This is a genomic window from Novosphingobium oxfordense (assembly GCF_044029435.1).
Classification (GTDB): Bacteria; Pseudomonadota; Alphaproteobacteria; order Sphingomonadales; family Sphingomonadaceae; genus Novosphingobium.
This window is the reverse complement of sequence record NZ_CP147005.1, coordinates 1,202,608-1,225,187: the sequence shown is the minus strand read 5'-3', so window position 1 is coordinate 1,225,187 and position 22,580 is coordinate 1,202,608. Positions and strand designations below refer to the sequence as shown.

The window sequence follows — 22,580 nt, the reverse complement described above, 5'->3', positions numbered from 1 at the left end:
TACGTAATGGACACCCACGACGCATCAATCAACCGTGGCGTTTCGGATACGGCCTCCGCCGCCACTCATCCTGCCGATTTCGGCGACGAAGCCAACGCACCCTGGGCGCTTTCGGGCAGAGCCTGGTGGCGCGTCTGCCGGCGCGTCTGGGTGATGAGCGGCTTTCATGAGCTGGGCCTGCTTGCCGCCGGGCTTGCCTTCTACTGCTTCCTCGCCCTCACCCCGCTGATCGCGGCGACCGTGATGACCTATGGCCTGATCGGCGATGTGAACACCGTGCGCGAACAGATGCAGAGCATCGTCGAGGTGGTACCGCCGGAAGTCGCCCGCATGCTGGAACAGCAATTGATCCAGATCGTCACCACCAGCCGTGGGGTGACCGGATTTGCATTGGTGATCGCACTGCTTTTCGCGATCTATGGCGGCATGCGCGCCGCAAGCGGCATGATAAGCGCCCTCAACATCATCAACGAGGAGCGCGAGACGCGCGGCATCGTCGCGATGACGTTCCGCGCCGGCGGGCTGACACTTTCCGCCGTGCTCATCGCGTTGACCGGGATCCTGTCGGGAGGGGTCTTCGCGTGGTTGCAGACGCGGGCGAGCGTCTATCTGGGCGATGCCACGCAGACGCTGTTCAACTGGCTCACTTGGATCGCGGCCATCCTGCTGGGCAGCGTCGGCTTCGCGCTGATAATGCGCTATGGCCCGGACCGCCGACCGGCGAAGTGGCGATGGCTCGCGCCCGGCGCCTTGCTGGCGACACTGCTGTGGATCGGCGTTTCGTTCGGCTTCTCGCTCTACGTCGCCTACATCAGCGACTACAACGCGACCTATGGGTCGCTGTCCGCGATCGTCGTGTTCCTGATGTGGCTGTTTCTATCCGCCTATGGCGTGCTGCTGGGCGCCCTGCTCAATGCCGAGATCGAGCGGCAGACCATATGCGACACCACCCAAGGGCCGCCGCTCCCGGCCGGGCAGCGCGGGGCGGTGCTGGCCGATCTGGTAGACGATCGCATTCCCTCGTTCGAGGATCTGCAACGCAAGCGCAATCGCCGCGCGGACAAGGTCCGCCGCAACGCGGATTAGCGCGCGGCGATCTCAAGCGGATGGCGCGCTTCGTCCAGCCGGATCACGAGATCGGCCCGGCCGGGCATTTCGGCGAGTATCACCCGCGTAATCCGCTCGTAATGAGCGATGAAGCGGGCGATCTCCGCCTCATCCATCACCGTGTCTTCCGGCCCGGCTTGGACGGCAAGATCGCGCTCCTGCTCGCTCCGCCAGCGATGGACGACCTCGAAGCCCGGCGCGGCAAGCAGCACCAGCCGATCGATCCGCGCGAAAAGGCGCTGGTACGAATCGCCCAGCATGTCGTTCACCCAACGCCGCCAATGCCCGTCCGCGTCCTCCTCCGCTTCCAGCGCGTTGACGGGATCGGCCAGATCGCTGGTCCGCTGCGGAAAGGCGCCGAGGCACCAGCCTTCCAGCACCAGCACCTGGCAACCCGGGGCAACTATGGGCCAGTCGCGCTCCGGCACGGGATCGTCGCGCGCCTTATCGAAGCGTGGGAGCGCGACGGGGCCGCCGCTCTCCAGCGTGTCGAGCACATCCAGGCCCAATGCAATGTCGTGCGTTCCCGGAACCCCTCGCGTTGCCAGCAGGGGATGGACGTCGCGCGCCAGTGCCTGCCTTTCGGCATGGGTCAGATAGAGGTCGTCCAGCGAAAGCACGGCACTCGCCAGCCCTTCCCTGCCGCACCGATCCTCCAAGGCCCGCGCCAAAGTGGACTTGCCCGAACCTTGTGCCCCGCAGATGCCGATCACCACCGGGCGCCGCCGTGTCGCCGATAAGGCCCCGCGAACCTGAGCCATCACCGCGTCGACCGCGTCGGGATGACACTTGCTCATGAGTGGAACATCGCCGCCTGCCCGTGGCAGCGTCCCTCTCCATCGACAAGATTCCAGACCACCGCGGGCCCGATCTTGAAGCGCCGGCCGTTCGCACTGATGCGAACGCCCGCATAATCGTCGATGAACCCGTGCGCCGTGACCCGATCGAGCAGTGCCTGCCGCTCCTCGCGCAGCGGCGCCTCAGCCGAAAGGCGCGACGGCATACCGACGAAACGTTCGATATCACTCTCGAACGCATCAAGCGCGCAGGCATTACCGAAGAAGAACGCCGGATCCGCCTCCACGCCATGCGCCACCACCGCGAACGGCGCCTGCCAGAGTGCTGCAACCCCATCCTCGCTCGCGGCAACGAGCGGCCGGCCAAGCAGCCTCTCGAAGCTTTCGCCGATCATGGCGATCCGGGTCGCGATCACCGGTTCGCGATAGAGCGAAGGAACAGAACCAGCCGCCGTCATTTTCTTCCGCCGCTCATTTCAATCTCCGGCCAACGATCCCCGCGCCTAGCAGGAGGAAGCGGAATTTTCGACCCGCCAGGCTGCATCGTGCCCGCGATCAGCCCTCACCCCTGTTGAAGCACCCGCCCCTGTGCGACTAGCTATCCACCAACAAGACATACCCACAACATGGGGCCGGTCTACGTCCGCGCCCGAGAGAGGAAGGATAAGCGGATGACCGATATTCTCGGCTACAAGGGCAAGCGCGTAATCGTCAGCGGCTGCTTCTCGGGCATGGGCGAAGCGACGGCGAAGCTGCTCGTGGAACTCGGTGCCGAAGTCCACGGCTTCGATTTCAGGGAAAGCGCCGTTCCGATGGCCTCCTTCACGCAAATCGACCTGCGCGACCCTGCTTCGATCGAAGCGGCTGTCGCCGGCGTCGGCGGCAAGGTGGATGCCCTGTTCAACTGCGCCGGCCTTGCCGGTGGCGGCGGTTTCCCGGCGATCGACGTGATGAAGGTCAACTTCCTCGGCACCCGCCACCTCACCGAACAGGTGGTGCCGCTGATGGGTGAAGGCGGCGCGATCGTCTCTATCGCCTCGACCGGCGGCCTGGGCTGGAGCCGCCGTATCCCGGTTCACATGCAGCTGCTCGCCACCAATGGCTTCGACGCCGGTCTTGCCTGGTGCGAAGCGAACATGGATCAAGTGAGCGAGGGCTATGCCTTCTCGAAGGAAGCCGTGATCGTCTGGACCCAGTTCATGGGCGCGCAGCTGATCAAGAAGGGCATCCGCATCAACTGCTCGCTCCCCTCACCCACACAGACGCCGATGATGGCCACTTTCCACGCCACCTCGGGCAAGGAAGTGGTGGACGCCGCCGCAGAGCCGCTGGGCCGCTACACGACCCCTGCCGAGCAGGCCGGCCCGCTGGTGCTGATCTGCAGCGATCTTGCGGGCGTGGTGAACGGCATCGTCATGCCGGTGGACGGCGGCTTCATGGGCGGCCTTGCCACCGGTCAGGTGGACATCACCAAGATGATGAGCAAGCAGCCCGCCTGATCCCGCTCACCTGAATTGCAAAGGGGCCGGCGAGAAATCGCCCGGCCCCTTTAACGTATGCGTCAACCTGCTAAGGCGGGCGCAAGAACAAGGAGAAGGACCCCCGCATGACCGACGCCGTACTTTACGAGATCGACGCCGAAGGCATCGTCACGATCACGCTCAACCGGCCGGAACTGCGCAATCCGATCTCCGATCCCGAAGTGATCGAGGGCCTGCTGGGCGCGCTGGAGCGGCTGGACACCGATCCCGCCGCGCGCGTTGCCATCCTCACCGGCGCCGGCAAGGGTTTCTCCTCTGGCGGCAACATCAACGAGATGAAGCCGGGCGGCAACGTCAACGGCGGGGAGCCGATCCGCACCCGCCTCAACTACAAGCGGGGCATCCAGCGCCTGCCTCTCGCCTTCGCTGCACTCGAAGTGCCGGTGATCGCCGCCGTCAACGGCGCCGCCGCTGGCGCGGGCTGCGACCTCACCTGCATGTGCGATCTTCGCATTGCCGGCGAAAGCGCGCGCTTCGCCGAAAGCTTCGTGAAGATCGGCCTGATCGCCGGCGACGGCGGCTCGTGGCTGCTGCCGCGCGTGGTCGGTTGGTCGAAGGCGGCCGAAATGGCGCTCACCGGCGACATGATCGACGCCGCCGAAGCACTGGCCTGCGGGCTCGTCTCCAAGGTCGTGCCCGATCACCTGCTGATGGACGAGGCACGCGCCCTCGCCCGCCGCATTGCCGCCAACCCGCCGCACGCCGTGCGCATGACCAAGCGCCTGCTGTGGGAAGGCCGCCGCGCCGATCTGGCGACCCTCCTGGAAATGGCTGCCGCCATGCAATCCGCCGCGCATTCCACCCACGATCATGCCGAAGCGGTAGACGCCTTCCTCGAAAAGCGACGGCCGGAGTTCAAAGGGACTTGAATTTCGATGTGATCGGTTCATATCGCACTCACACCAAAATGTGAGAATGGATACTCCAATGGCAGGCAATGTGATCGAACAGGTCCGCAAGCTCGTCGCCGAAGGCGGCATGAGCAAGTCGGGCCTTGCCCGCGCAGCCGGGCTTCACGCCAACACGCTGCGCGACTGCACCGAGCCCGACTGGAACCCCACCGCCGAAACGCTGACCAAGCTGGAGCGCGTGCTGTTCTCTAACGACGACCGCCAGATGCTCGTCCCCATTGAGGAGATCATCGACGAAGCGCGCAACGGCCGCATGTTCATCCTGGTCGATGACGAAGACCGCGAGAACGAGGGCGACCTCGTGATTCCCGCGCAAATGGCAACTCCGGCGGCAATCAACTTCATGGCCACCCATGGCCGCGGATTGATCTGCCTGACACTTACCAGCCAGCGCGTCGACGAACTCGGCCTCGACCTGATGAGCCGCCACAACGGCACCCGCCACGAAACCGCCTTCACCGTCTCGATCGAGGCGCGCGAAGGCGTGACCACCGGCATTTCGGCTGGCGACCGCGCGCGCACCATCTCGGTCGCGATCGACGGCACCAAGAGCAAGGCCGACATCGTCACCCCCGGCCACGTCTTTCCGCTGCGCGCCCGTGACGGCGGCGTGCTGGTCCGCGCTGGCCACACCGAAGCGGCCGTGGACATCTCGCGCCTTGCCGGCCTCAACCCCTCCGGCGTGATCTGCGAGATCATGAAGGACGACGGCACCATGGCCCGCATGGACGACCTGATCGGCTTCGCGCGCATCCATGACCTGAAGATCGGCACGATCCGCGACCTGATCGCCTATCGCCGCAAGCATGACCGCATGGTCGAGAAGAAGAACGAGATCACGTTCCAGAGCCGCCACGGCGGCCAGTGGCTGGCACGCAGCTATTACAACAAGGCCACCGGCGACGAGACGATGGCGCTGATCAAGGGCCGCATCGATCCTGCCAAGCCGACGCTGGTGCGCATGCACACCCTCTCGATGTTCACCGACGTGTTCGGCGAGGATTCGCCGGAGCGCGGCAACCTGCTGCACCGTTCGATGGAAATGATCGCCGAAGAAGGCACCGGCGTAATCGTCGTGATCAATCGCCAGATCGGCAGCTCCATGTCCAAGGTAATGGACATCAAGCACCAGATTCGTGCCGGCGAAATGCCTGACATCGAAGAACTTCGCGACTATGGGGTGGGTGCGCAGATTCTCGCGGAACTCGGCGTCCACGACATGATCCTGCTCACCAACACGCATCATTCGCTTGTCGCGCTGGAAGGCTATGGCCTGAACATCGTCGATGAGCGCCCCATTCCCTGTGCTTCTGAAAATGCTGCCCCTGAAGGAGCGAACTGACATGGCCCGTTTTCTCATCGTCGAAGCCCGCTTCTACGACCATCTCAACGATCAGCTGATCGCCGGCGCCAAGGCAGCGCTGAAGGCCGCCGGCCACAAGGGCGAAGTGATCACCGTGCCCGGCGCGCTGGAAATCCCGGCCGCCATCTCGATGGCCGACGCCACCGGCGACTATGACGGCTACGTCGCCATCGGCGTGGTCATTCGCGGCGAAACCTACCACTTCGAAATCGTCGCCGGGGAATCGGCGCGCGGCATCATGGCACTGACGATGGACGGCATTGCCATCGGCAACGGCATCCTTACCGTGGAGAACGAGGAGCAGGCGCTCGTCCGCGCCGATCCCGCACAGAAGGACAAGGGCGGCGAAGCCGCCAAGGCCGCAATCGCGCTCTACGACCTCAAGGAGCGCTTCGCCTGACGGAGAGTTGAATGGCTGATACGATCCCGGTCGCAGACCCGAAGGACACGCACCCCTATCTCGGCGGCATTCGCCTGGTGCTGGGCGGCAACGTCTTTGGATGGACAATCGACCGGGATCGCAGCTTTTCGGTTCTCGACGCCTTCTATGAGCAAGGCGGCCGGATGATCGATACGGCCGAGGGCTATTCCAACTGGGTTCCGGGCCACAAGGGCGGCGAATCCGAAGCGATCATCGGCGAATGGCTGGAAAGCCGCGGCGTCCGCACCGAAATGCGGATCGCCACCAAGACCGGCCAGGGCGGCGCGCCCGGCATGCTGGCTCCCGAAAAAGTACGGGCCGCGCTGCAAGGTTCGCTCGAACGGCTGCGTACCGACTATGTAGACCTCTACTATGCCCACCGGGACGACGGCACGACGCCGCTGGACGAAGTCGCCGGCGTGTACGGCGAAATCTTCGCCGCCGGCCAAGCGCGCGAACTGGGCGCATCCAACTATTCGGCCGAGCGACTGGCCGACGTGATCGCGGCGGCAGACGGTTTGGGCGTCCGCCACTTCACCGTGCTCCAGCCCTGCTACAACATGGTCAAGCGTGACGAGTTCGAGGGGCCGCTGATGGCACTATGCCAGGAACGCGGGATCGCCGCCCTGCCCTATTACGGCCTGGCCGGTGGTTTTCTGACCGGGAAGTATTCCAGTGCCGGCGACTGGGAAGGCTCATCACGCGCACATACCCTGGATGCAGCCGTCGCCAATGGCGGCTGGGCGATCTTGGACGACCTTCGCCAGAAGGCCGACCGGATCGGAGGCACGCCGGCACAAATCGCGCTTGCCTGGCTCAACGCACAGCCGACCGTCGCCGCTCCGCTCGCCAGCGCGACCAGCCCCGAACAAGTGCGCGAACTCGCGGGTACGGCCAGCATCATCCATTCTGATTAGCGGAAAAACGCCCCATCCGCGATCACAAGCCGGCCCCACGGAGGCCCTGGCGGATAGATTACTGATTTTACACGAACAGTTTAACAGCCGGCAATTTGCCGCCCTTTAGTCAATCACTCATGGCCTGTACCCAAGTTGGACAATGCCGAATCCCCGGTTTCAAAAATTTCATAATGATGTAGGCGCTTCAGGAGAAATATCCGATCCGACTGTATTCGGCGGAAACTTAACAGAAGCACCACGCCGGGAAAGGCGCGGGTCGTAAACCCAGGCCCAGGGGATGGGGTCCTGTCGAACCATATGGCTCGACTGGCGGAGTAATTGCCGGTGAACATCGAACAGAAGCGCGCTCAACTCATCGAAGCGCTGATCGCAAAACTGCCCGAACTTGAAGAATTTGGCGCGCCGATTGCGGCCGCACATCTCCAGGCGGCGATTGATGGACTGCGCAAGCCCTCCGACACGGAGCAAGATTGCACCGTTGTGGAGTAAGCTACGCAAGACTGACTGCCCTTCCTCATGCCACAACCATTCGCGGAAAGTGCGACGCAGACTTCAGGCAAAGGGTTAATTCCCATCAGCGCCCGAAGCGCCGAAATCCACGATCCGCGTAGTAATTGCTGTAAATAGTATTCGTGATCGAAACCTTTCGACACGATACTATTGCAGCCAGGCGTTTGGTGGGCTCTGGCTTATGGAGAAGACCGATCAACTAATGCGCAGCCGGGCCAAGGCCATCCGGCTCATCGGTATCGCCAATGAACTTCTCGCCATGGCTCGGGAACTCGAAATCGGACAGACCGTCGCGACCGAGGCCACACTCGGGCTGGAACGCGATGGCACCAAGGCCGCGAGCCAGGATCACCCCATCTGGGTGGAACTTGCCCGCCAGACCTATGACGACCGCCGCAGGCGCACCAAGATCTTCGGTTCGGAAGACCTCTTCGGCGAACCGGCGTGGGACATCCTGCTGGATCTCTTCATCGCCACCAAGGAACGTCGCCGCGTTTCGGTGACGAGTGCCTGCATCGGCTCGGCCGTCCCCTCAACCACGGCCCTGCGCTGGATAACCATTCTGGAAAAGCAGGGTCTACTGGTGCGGGAAGCCGATCCGGGCGATGCGCGGCGCGTCTATGTCAAGCTGAGCGCGCGGGGCTATGCCGCGATGCTCGAATACTTCGCCTCTGCATCGCGCTCCGTCGTGCTGCTCGACGATCCCCGTACGGAGTTCTCGGCGGCGCGCTGATTTCCGGTAGCCAACCCGTTCTGCCCCTAGGGTGGGGGACCTGGGCACGGAGCCGATAGAGGCGACCGGGTGGCCGGCTTTTCCTGACCGAAGCCGGTCACCCGGCATCCCATCCTCCAACTCGATCTTCAACAGGCAAGAAAAAGGCCCGGCTCCCTGAGGAGCCGGGCCTTTTCTGTCCAAGCTATTCCGCCTGGATGGGCCGATCAGCGCGCCAGACGGCCAAATGCCGAAGCGCCAGCGAACTTCGCGGCCTTGCCCAGTTCTTCCTCGATACGGATCAGCTGGTTGTACTTGGCAAGCCGGTCCGAACGGGCGAGCGAGCCGGTCTTGATCTGGCCGCAGTTGGTGGCGACGGCAAGGTCGGCGATGGTCGCGTCCTCGGTCTCACCCGAACGGTGCGACATCACGGCAGTGTAGCCAGCGCGGTTGGCGATCGACACGGCTTCCAGCGTCTCGGTCAGCGTGCCGATCTGGTTGACCTTCACCAGCAGCGAGTTGGCCATGCCCTTCTCGATGCCCATGGTCAGGCGCTTGGGGTTCGTCACGAACAGGTCGTCACCCACCAGCTGCACCTTGTGGCCAAGCTTTTCGGTCAGCGCGGTCCAGCCTTCGAAGTCGTCTTCGGCCATGCCGTCTTCGACCGAGATGATCGGATAGGCGCCGCACAGATCGACGAGATAGTCGGCGAACTGGATCGGGCTGAGCGAAAGCCCTTCGCCGCTGATCTCGTACTTGCCGTTCTTGAAGAACTCGGTCGCAGCGCAGTCGAGCGCGAGCTGCACGTCCACGCCGGGCTTGAAGCCGGCCTTCTCGATCGAGGCAATGACGAAGTCCAGCGCAGCGCGCGTGCTGGCAATGTTCGGCGCGAAGCCGCCTTCATCGCCCACAGCGGTGGCCAGGCCCTTCTCGTGCAGGCCCTTCTTCAGGGTGTGGAAGATCTCCGAACCCCAACGGACCGCTTCGGCGATCGAATCGGCGCCGACCGGCATGACCATGAATTCCTGGAAGTCGATCGGGTTGTCCGCGTGCTCGCCGCCGTTGATGATGTTCATCATCGGCACCGGCAGGACATGCGCCGAAACGCCGCCGACGTAGGAATAGAGCGGCAGGCCGCGCGCGTTCGCGGCGGCCTTCGCGACGGCAAGGCTAACGCCCAGGATGGCATTGGCGCCAAGGCGGCCCTTGTTCTCGGTCCCGTCCAGTTCGATCATCGCAAGGTCGAGGTCGCGCTGGTCTTCGGCGTCCATGCCCACCAGTTCCTCGGCAATTTCGGTATTTACCGAATCGACGGCCTTGAGCACGCCCTTGCCGAGATAACGGCTCTTGTCGCCGTCACGCAGTTCCACCGCTTCGTGCGCACCGGTCGAAGCACCCGAGGGTACTGCCGCGCGGCCAAAGCTGCCATCTTCAAGAAGGACGTCGACTTCAACGGTCGGGTTGCCGCGGCTGTCGAGAATCTGGCGGCCGTGGATATCGATGATCGCGGTCATGCTGAGATTTCCTCTTGAACGGCGCCAATGAAATAGGCCTTGGCGCTCTTGAGCGCGTCTTAGCAGGGGAACTTGAGGTTACAAGTTGCGTTGCAGCAAGCAGGACAACTTGTGTTACCCTGTCGGCACATCGCATATAGGCGAAAGACCGGGGTATCCCGAGAGCAAGGAGGATTACGCCATGGCCGAACCTACAAGCGGCACCGGAAACGGAACCGAAAACGCCAAGGGCCACTTCAGCAAGGCCATGGAAGAAGCTCGCGCCGGCGCCATGGCATTGGGCAAGGAAGCCCAGGCTGCCGCCGAAGGCTATCTGGGAAAACTGAACCAGACCAAGAGCGAATGGTCGAGCGAGGCCAAAGTGCGTTCAGAAGACGCAAAGACCAAGGCCAGCGCATTCGCCGATGATGCCAAGGTCAAGGCGACCGACCTAGCCAATCAGAGCAAGGCGAAGACCAGCCAGGCCATGGTCGGCCTGTCGAAGCTGATCGACGATAATGTCGGCCTGATCGACGAGAAGGCCGGCCCCAAGTACGGCGATTATGCGCGCTCCGCGTCCAAGTCGGTATCGGATGCCGCTGCCCGCCTTGACGAGAAGTCGCTGGATGAACTGGGTGAGGATGCGCGCGAATTCGTCCGCAAGAGCCCCGGCGCCGCGATCGGCATTGCTGTGGCAGCAGGCTTCCTGTTCGGTCGCCTGTTCAAGAAGAGCAGCTGATCCAGCCGACTGAGGCGCGAAACGCGACAATGCTCGACCCCACACCGTCCCTCGACCTTGCGGTGGAGGACATCTCATTCGCCCAGGATTTGCGCCTCCTTGCCGAGGAGGCTCGAACGCTTGCGCAGGCGGAACTGGCCTTCCAGAAGACCCGCGCCGCCTATGTCGGCGCGGAAGTCCGCAAGATCGCCCTGTTCGGCGCGCTCGCCGCGGTATTCATCTTCTTCGCCCTGATGGCATTCGTGTTCGGGCTGGTGCTTTCGCTGGCATCGGTGATCGGCCCCTGGGCGGCGACCGCAGTGGGCACGCTTGCCCTCTTGCTGGTTGCGGCGATCCTGGCGCTCAGCGCGCGCGGCCGCGTCCGTCGGATGCGTTCGGCGCTGGGCAACGACGGCCTGCAAGCCGGGGGTGAAAACTGATGGCTGCGCTTGCCCAGCAACTCGCCGAACATCGCGCCGTGCGCGACAGTGCAAAAGCCGTGTTCGATGCCCATTATGCGGCCTTGAAAGCCGATATCGAGGAACGCGGGATCGCCGGCCGCCTTGCCGACGAGGCGATCGACAAGGCACTGGACGTGCTGGATGAGGCTGTCGCCGTCGTGGAGGAACACCCCGCCGTGATCGGCGGAACTTTCACGGCGCTGGTGCTTTGGCTCTTGAGAAACCCCATCCTTGCCTGGATCACCGACATATTCGGCGCATTCTCAGGCAAGGGCGACAATGACGACAGTGAAAAGGAGCCCGACGGTGAGCGACGCTGAAACCAAAAAGCCCGCCCAATCCGCAACCGATGCCAATCTGGGGGCAGTCGTTCCCATTCGGCCGGCATCCGAAACGGACAGCCCGTCCCGCAAGGTGATTGCGTTCGTCAAGAAACATCCGGTTCTCGTCGTCGCGGGCGGTCTTGCCGCCGGTGCCGTCGTAAGCGCGCTTCTGCCCCGCCGCGTAACGCGCAATGCCATGTCGCGCACGATGGAATTCGCCGAAGCCGCCGGCGGCGCGGCCATGCTGCTGGGTCGCAATGCCTCCAACAAGGCGCATGATCTGGGCATCGGCGCCAAGCGCGAAGCAGGCCACATCGCCGATCGCGCGGAAAAGGCAGGCGGCCTCGCAGCCGAACGGCTGGAGCGCTATGGCCTTGCTGCCTTGGCCGCAGCCGGTGCGCTGGGCCGGGCAACGGCGGACAAGGCGGAGAAGGTCAGCAGCGTGGCTGCGACGAAGGCCGGAAAGCTGGGCCATGACGCTGCCGAAACCGCCAGCGAAAAGACCCACCGTTTCGCTCAGCGCATGCAGGATTTCGCTCAGCGCATCAGTCATTGAGAAATTGTTGCTATTGATTTACAGGAGCATTTTGAGCCGTATCGCGCACGCGATCGGCTCTTGCTCTGTGCACCGTCTGGACTTATGGGGACGCTCGTCTCTCCCAAAGGAAAGCGGTCTCTCCCCATGCAGAAACTACACCTCGTGATGGGTGGCCGGGTCAAGGATCCGCGCAGCCTCGAATTCGCCGATCTTGATGCCATGGATCTGGTTGGCGTCTACCCGGACTACGCCTCTGCCGAAGACGCCTGGCGTTCGGCTGCCCAGCGCACGGTTGACGATGCGGAAATGAAGTACGTAATCGTCCATCTCCACCGCCTGCTCCAGCCGGATCAGCCGGAAGCCTGAAAAGGCGCCCCGTCACCGACAGGCGGCGGAAACGAAAAAGGCCGGCTTTCGCCGGCCTTTTCTTTTGCCCTCACCGCGGGAGAAGCGAGTTCAGATGAACTCGATCTTCTGGACGAGGTAGAACTTGTCGCCCGAAGGAACGGTCACTTCGACCTCATCCTCGATCCGGCGGCCGATCAGCGCCTTGCCTAGCGGCGAGTTGTAGCTGATGCGGCCGATCCGGGCGTCCGCCTCATAAGGGCCGACGATCTGGTACTTCACCGGCTTGTCATCGTCATCCAACAGGGTGACGGTGGCGCCGAAGATGATCTTGTCGCTCGAAAGCGTTGCCGGATCGACGATCTGGGCGCGCGTGATCTTGTCTTCCAGATCCGCAATCGTCGCTTCGACCTGGCCCTGACGCTCCTTGGCGGCATGATACTCGGCATTTTCCGAGAGATCGCCGTGCGCGCGCGCTTCCTCGATCGCATCGACGATCCGGGGGCGCTCTTCGCGCAGCGCCTTGATCTCGGCGGTAAGCTTCTCATACCCTTCGGCGAGCATGGGGAGCTTTTCGATACTGGCCATCAAACACTTCCTTCCTGCGGCCTCCCCGCTGCGCGAAAACCAGTCGAGGGAGACTAGTTCCCTGTCCCGTTCCTCAGGTCATTCCCGGGGACTGGGCCGATCCGCAGCGATGTGGGGAGGCTAGATCGATTTCAGCTATAATAATCCTGCAACGAACGCACTTCAAGCTGGCTCCCGCGTTGTGCAGAAATTGCCTGTGCAGCAGCCACGCTGGCGGCCGCTGTCGTGAAGTACGGCACCTTGCCCGTCAGCGCCGAAGCGCGGATCGACTGCGAGTCCTTCAGGCTCTGCCAGCCTTCGGTGGTGTTGAAGATCAGCGCGATATCGCCATCGACGATCTTGTCGACGATGTGCGGACGGCCTTCCGCCACTTTGTTCACCAGTTCCACCGGCAGACCGGCTTCGCTCAGGTACTTGTGCGTGCCTGACGTGGCGACGATGCGGAAACCTTCCTTCACCAGCATCTGGACGGCGGGCAGGATCACGCCCTTGTCGCTGTCCTTCACGGAGACGAACACCGTGCCGCTGTCCGGCAGGCGCATGCTGGCGCCGAGCTGGGCCTTCAGGAAGGCGCGCGGGAAATCGGCATCGATGCCCATAACTTCGCCGGTCGATTTCATTTCCGGGCTCAGCACCGGATCGACGCCGGGGAAGCGCGCGAACGGGAACACGGCTTCCTTGACCGCCATGTATGGGAGGTCACGCTTAAACGGCGGGAAATCGGCCAGCTTTTCGCCCGCCATGACGCGGCTGGCGATCTTGGCAACTGGCTGGCCGAGCGCCTTGGCAACGAAAGGCACCGTGCGCGAGGCGCGCGGGTTGACTTCGATAAGGTAGACCTCACCGTCCTTCACCGCGAACTGGATGTTCATCAGGCCGCGCACGCTGAGACCGAAGGCCAGCGCTTCGGCCTGACGCTCCATCTCGGCAATAATTTCGGCCGGCAGGCTGTAGGGCGGCAGCGAGCAGGCGCTGTCGCCCGAGTGGATGCCCGCTTCCTCGATGTGCTGCATGACGCCGGCGACGACGACCTGGTCGCCATCGCAAAGGGCATCGACGTCGCACTCGATGGCGTCCCGCAGGTACTGGTCGATCAGCACCGGGCTATCGCCCGAAACCTGAACGGCGGTGGTGATGTAGTCGTCGAGCTGCTGCTCGCTGTCGACGATCTCCATCGCGCGGCCGCCGAGCACGTAGCTGGGGCGCATCAGCACCGGATAGCCGATGCGATTGGCGACGTTCACCGCCTCGTCGCGGCTGCGGGCAATGCCGTTGGCCGGCTGCTTCAGTCCCAGCTTCTCGACAAGAGCCGAGAAACGCTCGCGGTCTTCGGCAAGGTCGATCGCGTCGGGCGAAGTTCCCAGGATCGGAATGCCGGCGTCTTCCAGCGTCTGCGCCAGCTTCAGCGGGGTCTGGCCGCCGAACTGCACGATCACGCCGACCAGTTCGCCCTTCTGCTGCTCAACGCGCAGGATTTCCAGCACGTCTTCGCCGGTCAGCGGCTCGAAGTAGAGGCGGTCGGAGGTGTCGTAGTCGGTCGAGACGGTCTCGGGGTTGCAGTTGACCATGATCGTCTCGTAGCCGACTTCGGCAAGCGCGAAGCAGGCGTGGACGCAGCAGTAGTCGAACTCGATGCCCTGGCCGATGCGGTTAGGACCGCCGCCGAGGATCACGATCTTCTTGCGATCGGACGGGTTCGCCTCGTTCTCCGGCTCACCGAAGATCGGGGCTTCGTAGGTCGAGTACATGTAAGGCGTGATCGCCTCGAACTCGGCCGCGCAGGAGTCGATGCGCTTGAACACCGGGTGGACGCCCAGCTTGGTGCGCAGCTGGCGCACTTCCTTCTCGCTGGTCGCACCCGCCATGGCACGCAGCGCATCATGCAGCAGGCCCGAGCTTTTTGCCTGGGTCTCGCCCATGCCGCCGGCAACGCCCACCGAACGCACCGCCAGCGTGGCCAGGCGCTTGTCCGAGAAGCCCATCGCCTTCAGGCGGCGCAGGCCCTGCGCATCGACCGGCAGGCCGTGCTTCATGATATTCGCTTCTTCGGCGATAATCTCTTCGATGTGGCGCAGGAACCACTTATCGTAGTGCGCGATCGCGTGGATCTCGTCGACCGAGAAGCCTTCGCGGAAGGCCTGAGCCGCCACCAGCAGACGGTCCGGCGTCGCCTTGGAGAGCGCGGCGGTGATCACGTCACGCCCGGCGCCTTCCAGTTCGACCACGCGGTTGAAACCGTCGAGACCGGTTTCCAGGCCGCGCAGGGCCTTCTGCATCGATTCCTTGATGTTGCGGCCGATCGCCATGACTTCACCGACCGACTTCATCGCGGTGGTCAGATCGTTCTTGGCGCCCTTGAACTTCTCGAAAGCGAAGCGCGGGATCTTGGTGACGACGTAGTCGATCGTCGGCTCGAACGCGGCCGGCGTGGCGCCGGTGATCTCGTTCATGATCTCGTCGAGCGTGAAGCCCACGGCCAGCTTCGCCGCGACGCGCGCGATCGGGAAGCCGGTAGCCTTCGATGCCAGCGCCGACGAGCGCGAGACGCGCGGGTTCATCTCGATGACGATCAGGCGGCCGTCCTTCGGATTGACCGCGAACTGCACGTTGGAACCGCCGGTTTCGACGCCGATCTCGCGCAGCACCTCGATCGAGGCGTTGCGCATGATCTGGTATTCCTTGTCGGTCAGCGTCAGCGCCGGGGCGACGGTGATCGAGTCGCCGGTGTGGACGCCCATCGGATCGACGTTTTCGATCGAGCAGATGATGATGCAGTTGTCGTGCTTGTCGCGCACGACCTCCATCTCATACTCCTTCCAGCCGAGCAGCGATTCCTCGATCAGCACTTCGGTGGTGGGAGAGGCATCGAGGCCGGAGCGGACGATCGCCTCGAACTCGGCCTTGTTGTAGGCGATGCCGCCGCCGGTGCCGCCCATCGTGAAGCTGGGACGGATGATCGAAGGCAGGCCGGTGGTTTCCAGCACCTTGAACGCCTCGTCCAGGGTGTGCGCCACGCCCGAACGGGCCGAGTTGAGGCCGATCTTATCCATCGCGTCGCGGAAACGCTGGCGATCCTCAGCCTTGTCGATGGCGTCGGCGTCGGCGCCGATCATCTGCACGCCGAACTTCTCCAGCGTACCATCGTTGAACAGCGCCAGCGCGCAGTTCAGCGCGGTCTGCCCGCCCATCGTCGGGAGCACCGCATCAGGGCGCTCCTTCTCGATGATCTTGGCGACCACTTCCGGGGTGATTGGCTCGACATAGGTGGCGTCGGCCATGTCCGGATCGGTCATGATCGTCGCCGGGTTGGAGTTCACCAGGACGACCCGGTAGCCCTCTTCCTTGAGCGCCTTGATCGCCTGCGTCCCCGAATAGTCGAATTCGCAGGCCTGGCCGATGATGATCGGGCCGGCGCCGATGACGAGGATCGAGGAGATGTCTGTGCGCTTGGGCATGGGCTGTCCTGGGGTGTCCTGTGTGTCTTGTATGTCGGACTGGCGGCCTAGGCCACCAGCTCGCCAAACGCCTTGTCCCAGTAATCTGGGCCTTCGGCCTTGGCTTGAAGAATGATCGGGTTGCTGTCCTGCTCCTCGCGGATCACCGCGCGGTATCGGTCAGCCTGGAACTGGTGCATCGAACCGCCGTACTCGCCCTCCGTCGTCGACCAGGCGCCCGTTTCGAGCATCCGATCGATGAAGGCCTTGCCGGCTTCCTTGGCATGCTTGCGCACCTTGGGGCCGAACTTGCGAACGGCCACCGAGATCTTGTCCTCGAAGATGAGCTGCAGTTCACCGTAGGGGTAGAACCGCGGCGCAACCGTGAGTTCGGCAGCCTGTCCGGCAATATAGTAAGCGAGCATGTGGTCGATAAGGTCGGTCATCGTATGGCCCCTTGCCTTTGATGGGTTCCCGGCACCAAGGCCGGGCTCCCGCCTGCATAAGCAAAGGGACATGCCGGGTCGAAATCTCGCTGGTCCGCACCGGCAATGATCGCCGATGCGGGGCACGGCATTGCTGCCGCAGCAAGAAACCGACCCATTGCGCCCATCAGGCCAGCATCCCCACGAACTTTTCGAAGAGGTAGAAGCTGTCCTGCGGACCGGGGCTGGCTTCGGGGTGGTACTGCACGCCGAAAGCCTTCTTGCCCTTGATCGAGATGCCGCAGTTCGAACCGTCGAACAGGGAAACGTGCGTCTCCTCCACGTTCTCCGGCAGGGTCTGGTTGTCGACCGCGAAGCCGTGGTTCATCGAGGTGATCTCGACGACCGCGTCGTCCAGGCGCTTCACCGGGTGGTTGGCGCCGCGATGGCCCTGATGCATCTTCGAGGTCTTGGCGCCGGCCGCAAGGCCGAGCATCTGGTGACCGAGGCAGATGCCGAAGATCGGCACGTCACGCTCCAGCAGCGAGCGGATCACGGGAACGGCATATTCGCCGGTCGCCGCGGGATCGCCCGGGCCGTTGGAGAGGAACACGCCCGCCGGCTGCAGCGCGAGGATCGCGTCGAGCGAGGTTTCGGCAGGCACCACGGTAACGCGCGCGCCGGCCTTCACCAGGTTGCGGAAGATGTTGTCCTTCGCGCCGTAATCGATGGCGACGACGTGCGGGAGGGTATCGCCCTCAGCGGCGCCGAAGCCCTGGCCGAGTTCCCAGGTCGAGCCTTCCCAGCCCTCCTGGATTTCGCGGCTGACGATCTTGGCAAGGTCCATGCCTTCGAGGCCGGGCCATTCCTGCGCGCGCTGGATCAGCGCTGGAATGTCGAACTCGCCCTCCGGGTTATGGGCGATCACCGCATTGGGCGCGCCCTGAAGGCGGATGCGGCGGGTGAGCGCGCGGGTGTCGACGCCGGAAAGGCCGACTTTGCCCTTGGCGGCAAGCCAATCGCCGAACTCACCGGCAGAGCGGAAGTTCGAAGGCAGGGTAACGTCCTCGCGGACGACGCAGCCCACGGCGCCATCGACCTTGGATTCGAGATCCTCGTCGTTGACACCGACATTGCCGATGTGAGGGAAAGTGAACGTGACGATCTGGCCCGCGTAGGACGGGTCAGTCATCACTTCCTGATACCCGGTCATCGCGGTGTTGAAGCAGACTTCACCGACTGCTTCGCCGACGGCTCCAAAGCCGCGGCCCCAGACCACGTGTCCATCGCTCAGGACGAGAACGCCTGTCGCCCCTTCAGGTTTGGGCGCAAGCGTATATGCGGCGTCGGCCATGGTGGGTCGCTCCGTTTACGGCGTTTCTGACTATGTGTGCTAAGGCCCGCCCGCTAGACAGGGTTGTGCACCGCGTCAAGGCGCGACAGGTGCAATTTGGCGCGCGGCTTGCTACTTTTGCGCCATCACCCTTTCCCAAAACCAGCAGAACAGCAGGAAAACAATGCTTCGTGATTCGATCAAGGCCGCCCAGATCACCGCGATGAAGGCGGGCGACAAGCCGCGCCTCGCCGCGGTTCGCCTCATCCTTGCCAAGATCAAGGACCGCGACATCGAACTGCGCACCGCCGATTCTCTTCCGGACGACGATGCCATGGTGATCGACGTGCTGCAGAAGATGGTGAAGCAGCGCCGCGAATCGATCCAGCTGTTCGAAGAAGGTGGCCGTCCCGAGAAGGCCGCCGAAGAGCAGGCCGAGCTGGACGTGATCGAGACCTTCCTCCCCGCCCAGCTCTCCGAGGACGAAACCAAGGCCCTGATCGAAGCCATCAAGGCCGAAGTCGGTGCCGAGAGCATGAAGGACATGGGCAAGGTGGTCGCCGCGCTGAAGGCGCGTCACGGCACCCAGCTCGACATGGGCAAGGCTTCGGGCTGGGTGAAGGCGGCGCTGGCCTGACCTGACACGATACCGGGCGGCAGGACCGTGCTTACCCCTCAATGGCTCGACCAGCTTCGCACGCGGATCACCCTGTCTGCGTTGATCGGTCGCTCGAACTCGCCTCACCAAGGCGGGGCGCGAGTTCAAGGCCTGCTGCCCGTTTCATAACGAGAAGTCTCCAAGCTTCACCGTCAACGACGAAAAGGGCTTCTATCACTGCTTTGGCTGCGGCGCACATGGAGATGCGATCCGCTGGATGACGGACCATCAGGGCCTGTCGTTCATGGACGCGGTCAAGGAACTGGCGGCCGAGGCGGGGATGGACGTCCCTGCCCCCGATCCGCGCGCGGCCAAGGCGGCAGAGAAGCGCGATACGCTTCATGACGTGATGGCCGCCGCGCAAGGCTGGTTCGTGCAGAACCTGTCCTCGCCCGGCGGAGAGGCGGCGCGTGCCTATCTCGGCACGCGCGGCTTCGATGCCCACACCCTCCAACGCTTCGGCTTCGGCTATGCCCCCGAAGGCCGGCAGGCGATGAAGGAAGCGCTGGGCAAGTTTCCCGAGGCGATGCTGATCGAGGCGGGCCTGCGGATCGAGGTGGAGAACCGCGATCCCTATGACCGTTTTCGTGGCCGCCTCATGCTGCCGATCGAGGATGCGCGCGGCCGCGTCATCGCTTTCGGCGGCCGCATTCTCACCAAGGAGAAGACGGATGCGCCGAAGTATCTGAACTCTCCGGACACCCCCCTCTTCGACAAGGGGCGCACCCTCTACAACCTCCACCGCGCCGCGCCCGCCGCGCGCCAGTCGGGCCGGATGGTGGTGGTGGAAGGCTATATGGACGTCGTGGCGATGGCGGCAGCCGGAATCGGCGAATGCGTCGCCCCGCTGGGCACCGCGCTGACCGAGCAGCAGATCGAGATGCTGTGGCGCCATGTCGAGATGCCGGTTCTCTGCTTCGACGGTGACGCCGCCGGGCAGCGCGCGGCGATGCGCGCCGTCACCCGCGCCCTGCCCTTGCTGCGCCCTGCCCACTCCTTGCGAATCGTCCGCCTGCCCGAAGGGCTCGACCCCGACGATCTCATCAAGGCGAAGGGCGCGCGCGTCATGGAAGAGGTGCTGAACTCGGCCAAGAGCCTGATCGAAGTGCTTTGGGAAGTGGAGCGCGATGCCCAGCCGCTTACCACGCCAGAGGACAAGGCCGGCCTGAAGGCACGCCTCATGGCGCATGTCGATGCGATCCAGCATCCCGATATTGCCAGCCTCTACCGGCGCGAGTTGCAGGACCGCTATTCCGAATTCGCCTTCCCCAAGCGCGAGAGCCGCTGGCAGCAGGGCGGCGGCGGGCAAGGTGGCGGCGGTCAATTCCGCCCGAACCAGCAGCGTGGCGGGGGTCGTGGCAACTTCCAGAAAGGCCGCTGGAGCCCGATCCCCGAATCCGACCCCGAATCGCTTGAACGTCTGCGCCGGGCGATATCGGGCGGGTCACGCGATGCCCTGTCCTCCGCGATCCTGGCCGGGCTCATCCAGTGGCCGGATCAGATCGCCCGCCATGCGGAAGCGCTGGCGCGCACGCCCGGGCTCGATCCCCGTTTCGCCTTGCTGCTCGATTGCCACGATGTGAGCCACCGTGTGAACGAACGGCTTGAAAGCGATGTTCTTGCTACCATATTGGCGAATAGTGGCCTGGAGATCCCCGGCACCGCAGAATACTCAGGATTGCGCTTCGGGTTCTTAAATCCCGATACCGGCGCGGATCAGGCGGCAGAGGATCTTGTGCAGGCGATCGACCTCTTGGTGGAGCGCCCGGTTCTGGAGGCGGCATTGGCGCAGGCGACGGCACGGTTCGAAAGCGAGCTGTCGGATGAAGCTTTTGCCGAACAGCAACGTCTCCTCAAGAGAAAGCTGGAATTTGATAGTCGTCTCAGGCAAATGGCGACAAGACAGGCGGCGTCTTCCTGATGGTATAATCGGGACGAATGCACGGGGATACGGCGGAAGAATGAGCAAGAACGACAACACCGGCGATACCAACGACGATGCGCCGCTGATCGACCTCAATGAGGCTTCGATCAAGAAGCTGATTGCCCGCGCCAAGCGTCGGGGGGTCATCACTGTTGACGAACTGAATGAGGCTCTCCCTCAAGACCAGATGTCCACCGACCAGATCGAGGACATTATGGCCGCGATCTCGGAAATGGGCGTCAACATCGTCGAGAGTGACGAAGACGCCGATGGCCAGGCCGATTCGGACGACGATGTCGAGGAAGTCGATTCCGACGATACCGCCCCGCGCATGGTCGTGGACGCGAAGAAGAAGGAAACGGTCGAGCGTACCGACGACCCCGTGCGCATGTACCTGCGCGAGATGGGCGCGGTCGAACTGCTCAGTCGCGAAGGCGAAATCGCCATCGCCAAGCGTATCGAATCCGGCCGCGACATGATGATCCTGGGCCTCTGCGAGAGCCCGATCACCTTCCACGCGATCATCCAGTGGTCCGAAGCACTCAACAACGGTGAGATGCAGCTGCGCGAGATCCTCGATCTCGACGCGATGCTGTCCAAGGAACCCGCGCCCGAAAGCCTTAACGAGGACGGCGAGAGCGACGAGGACGGCGAGATCAGCGAAGCCACCGCCGGCCCCTCTTTCAAGGACGAGGACGATGCGGACGAGGACAACTCGGAAGAGGTGGACGAGGACGGCAACCCGATCCCCAAGCGCCAGGCCGAGGAAGAGGAAGAGGACAACACCCTCAGCCTCGCCCAGATGGAAGCGGCCCTCAAGCCCGAAGCGCTTGAGAAGTTCATGCTCATCACCGAGCTGTTCCAGGCTTTCGAGCGCCTTCAGTCGGAGCGTCTGGAGGCGCTGGCACTTGGCATCGATTTCCCCGCCGCCAAGGAAGAACAGTACCAGTCGCTGCGCGAGGAACTGACCGCGCAAGTCGAATCGGTGAAGTTCCACGCGACGAAGATCGAATACCTTGTCGACAACCTCTACGCCTTCAACCGCCGCCTGACCGCCCTTGGCGGTCAGATGCTGCGCCTGGCGGAGCGTCACAAGGTAAAGCGCGCCGACTTCCTCGAAACCTACGTGGGCCGCGAGTTGGACGACACCTGGCTCACCGACATGTCCAAGAAGGACAAGAAGTGGGCCGCCTTCGCGGATAACGAGGCCGATTCAGTCGAGCGCATCCGTTCGGAAGTCTCGGACATCGCCGCCGCCACCGGCATGGCGCTTCCGGAATTCCGCCGCATCGTCAACATGGTCCAGAAGGGCGAGCGCGAGGCGCGCATTGCCAAGAAGGAAATGGTCGAGGCGAATCTGCGCCTGGTGATCTCGATCGCCAAGAAATACACGAACCGCGGCCTGCAGTTCCTGGACCTCATCCAGGAAGGCAACATCGGCCTGATGAAGGCGGTCGACAAGTTCGAGTACCGCCGCGGCTACAAGTTCTCGACCTACGCCACCTGGTGGATCCGTCAGGCGATCACGCGTTCGATCGCTGATCAGGCCCGCACGATCCGTATCCCGGTCCACATGATCGAGACGATCAACAAGCTGGTCCGCACCAGCCGCCAGTTCCTCCACGAGCAGGGCCGCGAGCCCACGCCGGAAGAAATGGCCGAGCGCCTGTCGATGCCGCTCGAAAAGGTGCGCAAGGTGATGAAGATCGCCAAGGAGCCGATCTCCCTCGAAACGCCGATCGGTGATGAGGAAGATTCGCACCTGGGTGACTTCATCGAGGACAAGAACGCGATCATCCCGGTCGACGCGGCGATCCAGGCAAACCTCAAGGAAACGGTCACCCGCGTCCTTGCCTCGCTCACCCCGCGTGAGGAACGCGTGCTGCGCATGCGCTTCGGCATCGGCATGAACACCGACCACACGCTTGAGGAAGTCGGCCAGCAGTTCTCGGTCACCCGCGAACGTATCCGCCAGATCGAGGCGAAAGCGCTGCGCAAGCTCAAGCACCCGAGCCGCAGCCGCAAGATGCGCTCGTTCCTCGACCAGTAAGTTCGACG

General features: G+C 63.5%; 22 protein-coding genes and 1 pseudogene. 16 read left to right on the top strand and 7 right to left on the bottom strand.

What is annotated here, in order from left to right; all coding sequences use genetic code 11:
• Positions 1 to 6 precede the first annotated feature (6 nt).
• Positions 7 to 1,086: a YihY/virulence factor BrkB family protein gene (locus WBP07_RS05680; RefSeq protein WP_395394791.1), complete on the top strand. Its 1,080-nt coding sequence runs from the start codon at positions 7 to 9 to the stop codon at positions 1,084 to 1,086.
• Here the strand turns inward: WBP07_RS05680 and WBP07_RS05675 are convergent.
• Positions 1,083 to 1,904 carry a kinase gene (locus WBP07_RS05675; RefSeq protein ID WP_395394789.1) on the bottom strand — a complete coding sequence of 274 codons (822 nt, stop codon included), beginning with the start codon at positions 1,902 to 1,904 and terminating at the stop codon, positions 1,083 to 1,085. The genes WBP07_RS05680 and WBP07_RS05675 overlap by 4 nt on opposite strands.
• Positions 1,901 to 2,362, bottom strand: coding sequence for an MEKHLA domain-containing protein (locus WBP07_RS05670; protein ID WP_395394788.1), 462 nt, complete (start codon positions 2,360 to 2,362; stop codon positions 1,901 to 1,903). The genes WBP07_RS05675 and WBP07_RS05670 overlap by 4 nt, the downstream gene beginning before the upstream one ends.
• A gap of 213 nt (positions 2,363 to 2,575) precedes the next feature.
• Between WBP07_RS05670 and WBP07_RS05665 the strand changes: the two genes are divergently transcribed.
• From WBP07_RS05665 to WBP07_RS05635, 7 genes are all read left to right on the top strand, one after another.
• Positions 2,576 to 3,403: a coniferyl-alcohol dehydrogenase gene (locus WBP07_RS05665; protein ID WP_395394787.1), complete on the top strand. Its 828-nt coding sequence runs from the start codon at positions 2,576 to 2,578 to the stop codon at positions 3,401 to 3,403.
• Between the two features lie 107 nt (positions 3,404 to 3,510).
• Complete coding sequence (locus tag WBP07_RS05660) at positions 3,511 to 4,314, top strand: crotonase/enoyl-CoA hydratase family protein (RefSeq protein ID WP_395394786.1); 804 nt, start codon at positions 3,511 to 3,513, stop codon at positions 4,312 to 4,314.
• Between the two features lie 58 nt (positions 4,315 to 4,372).
• Complete coding sequence (gene ribB / locus WBP07_RS05655) at positions 4,373 to 5,698, top strand: 3,4-dihydroxy-2-butanone-4-phosphate synthase (protein ID WP_395394785.1); 1,326 nt, start codon at positions 4,373 to 4,375, stop codon at positions 5,696 to 5,698.
• A gap of 1 nt (position 5,699) precedes the next feature.
• Complete coding sequence (gene ribH, locus WBP07_RS05650; protein WP_395333409.1) at positions 5,700 to 6,119, top strand: 6,7-dimethyl-8-ribityllumazine synthase; 420 nt, start codon at positions 5,700 to 5,702, stop codon at positions 6,117 to 6,119.
• 11 nt (positions 6,120 to 6,130) lie between these two features.
• Complete coding sequence (locus WBP07_RS05645) at positions 6,131 to 7,057, top strand: aldo/keto reductase (protein WP_395394784.1); 927 nt, start codon at positions 6,131 to 6,133, stop codon at positions 7,055 to 7,057.
• Between the two features lie 327 nt (positions 7,058 to 7,384).
• Positions 7,385 to 7,549 (top strand): hypothetical protein, encoded by a 165-nt coding sequence (locus tag WBP07_RS05640; protein ID WP_395394783.1) that lies wholly within the window; start codon positions 7,385 to 7,387, stop codon positions 7,547 to 7,549.
• A 202-nt stretch (positions 7,550 to 7,751) separates the two neighbouring features.
• Entirely contained in the window at positions 7,752 to 8,303 is a 552-nt protein-coding gene (locus WBP07_RS05635; protein ID WP_395394782.1) for a MarR family transcriptional regulator, read from the top strand.
• Between the two features lie 206 nt (positions 8,304 to 8,509).
• On the opposite strand, the gene eno is transcribed toward WBP07_RS05635, so the two are convergent.
• Positions 8,510 to 9,796, bottom strand: a complete 1,287-nt coding sequence (gene eno / locus WBP07_RS05630) for a phosphopyruvate hydratase (RefSeq protein ID WP_395394781.1) — start codon at positions 9,794 to 9,796, stop codon at positions 8,510 to 8,512.
• A 181-nt stretch (positions 9,797 to 9,977) separates the two neighbouring features.
• Between eno and WBP07_RS05625 the strand changes: the two genes are divergently transcribed.
• From WBP07_RS05625 to WBP07_RS05605, 5 genes are all read left to right on the top strand, one after another.
• Complete coding sequence (locus tag WBP07_RS05625; protein ID WP_395394780.1) at positions 9,978 to 10,514, top strand: hypothetical protein; 537 nt, start codon at positions 9,978 to 9,980, stop codon at positions 10,512 to 10,514.
• 29 nt (positions 10,515 to 10,543) lie between these two features.
• Entirely contained in the window at positions 10,544 to 10,933 is a 390-nt protein-coding gene (locus tag WBP07_RS05620; protein ID WP_395394779.1) for a phage holin family protein, read from the top strand.
• Complete coding sequence (locus WBP07_RS05615; RefSeq protein ID WP_395394778.1) at positions 10,933 to 11,274, top strand: hypothetical protein; 342 nt, start codon at positions 10,933 to 10,935, stop codon at positions 11,272 to 11,274. The genes WBP07_RS05620 and WBP07_RS05615 overlap by 1 nt, the downstream gene beginning before the upstream one ends.
• On the top strand, positions 11,261 to 11,833 hold the full coding sequence (locus WBP07_RS05610) for a hypothetical protein (protein WP_395394777.1): 573 nt from the start codon (positions 11,261 to 11,263) through the stop codon (positions 11,831 to 11,833). The genes WBP07_RS05615 and WBP07_RS05610 overlap by 14 nt, the downstream gene beginning before the upstream one ends.
• A 126-nt stretch (positions 11,834 to 11,959) precedes the next feature.
• The gene (locus tag WBP07_RS05605; RefSeq protein WP_395394776.1) at positions 11,960 to 12,181 is read left to right on the top strand and encodes a DUF4170 domain-containing protein; all 222 of its coding nucleotides are present in this window, start codon (positions 11,960 to 11,962) and stop codon (positions 12,179 to 12,181) included.
• Positions 12,182 to 12,271: 90 nt separating this feature from the next.
• Here the strand turns inward: WBP07_RS05605 and greA are convergent, their stop codons facing one another.
• The 4 genes from greA to carA form a co-directional block, all read right to left on the bottom strand.
• Positions 12,272 to 12,748, bottom strand: coding sequence for a transcription elongation factor GreA (greA, locus tag WBP07_RS05600; protein ID WP_395394774.1), 477 nt, complete (start codon positions 12,746 to 12,748; stop codon positions 12,272 to 12,274).
• A 131-nt stretch (positions 12,749 to 12,879) separates the two neighbouring features.
• Complete coding sequence (carB, locus tag WBP07_RS05595) at positions 12,880 to 16,203, bottom strand: carbamoyl-phosphate synthase large subunit (RefSeq protein WP_395394773.1); 3,324 nt, start codon at positions 16,201 to 16,203, stop codon at positions 12,880 to 12,882.
• A 47-nt stretch (positions 16,204 to 16,250) separates the two neighbouring features.
• The gene (locus WBP07_RS05590; protein WP_395394772.1) at positions 16,251 to 16,628 is read right to left on the bottom strand and encodes a hypothetical protein; all 378 of its coding nucleotides are present in this window, start codon (positions 16,626 to 16,628) and stop codon (positions 16,251 to 16,253) included.
• A 166-nt stretch (positions 16,629 to 16,794) separates the two neighbouring features.
• Positions 16,795 to 17,961, bottom strand: a complete 1,167-nt coding sequence (carA, locus tag WBP07_RS05585; protein ID WP_395394770.1) for a glutamine-hydrolyzing carbamoyl-phosphate synthase small subunit — start codon at positions 17,959 to 17,961, stop codon at positions 16,795 to 16,797.
• A 163-nt stretch (positions 17,962 to 18,124) separates the two neighbouring features.
• On the opposite strand from carA, the gene WBP07_RS05580 reads away from it, so the two are divergent.
• The 3 genes and pseudogenes from WBP07_RS05580 to rpoD all read left to right on the top strand — a co-directional run bounded on the left by WBP07_RS05580 (position 18,125) and on the right by rpoD (position 22,572).
• Entirely contained in the window at positions 18,125 to 18,577 is a 453-nt protein-coding gene (locus WBP07_RS05580) for a GatB/YqeY domain-containing protein (RefSeq protein ID WP_395394769.1), read from the top strand.
• Positions 18,578 to 18,604: 27 nt separating this feature from the next.
• A pseudogene (gene dnaG / locus WBP07_RS05575) lies at positions 18,605 to 20,519 on the top strand (DNA primase).
• Positions 20,520 to 20,559: 40 nt separating this feature from the next.
• Positions 20,560 to 22,572, top strand: a complete 2,013-nt coding sequence (gene rpoD, locus WBP07_RS05570) for an RNA polymerase sigma factor RpoD (RefSeq protein ID WP_395394767.1) — start codon at positions 20,560 to 20,562, stop codon at positions 22,570 to 22,572.
• Positions 22,573 to 22,580 lie beyond the last annotated feature (8 nt).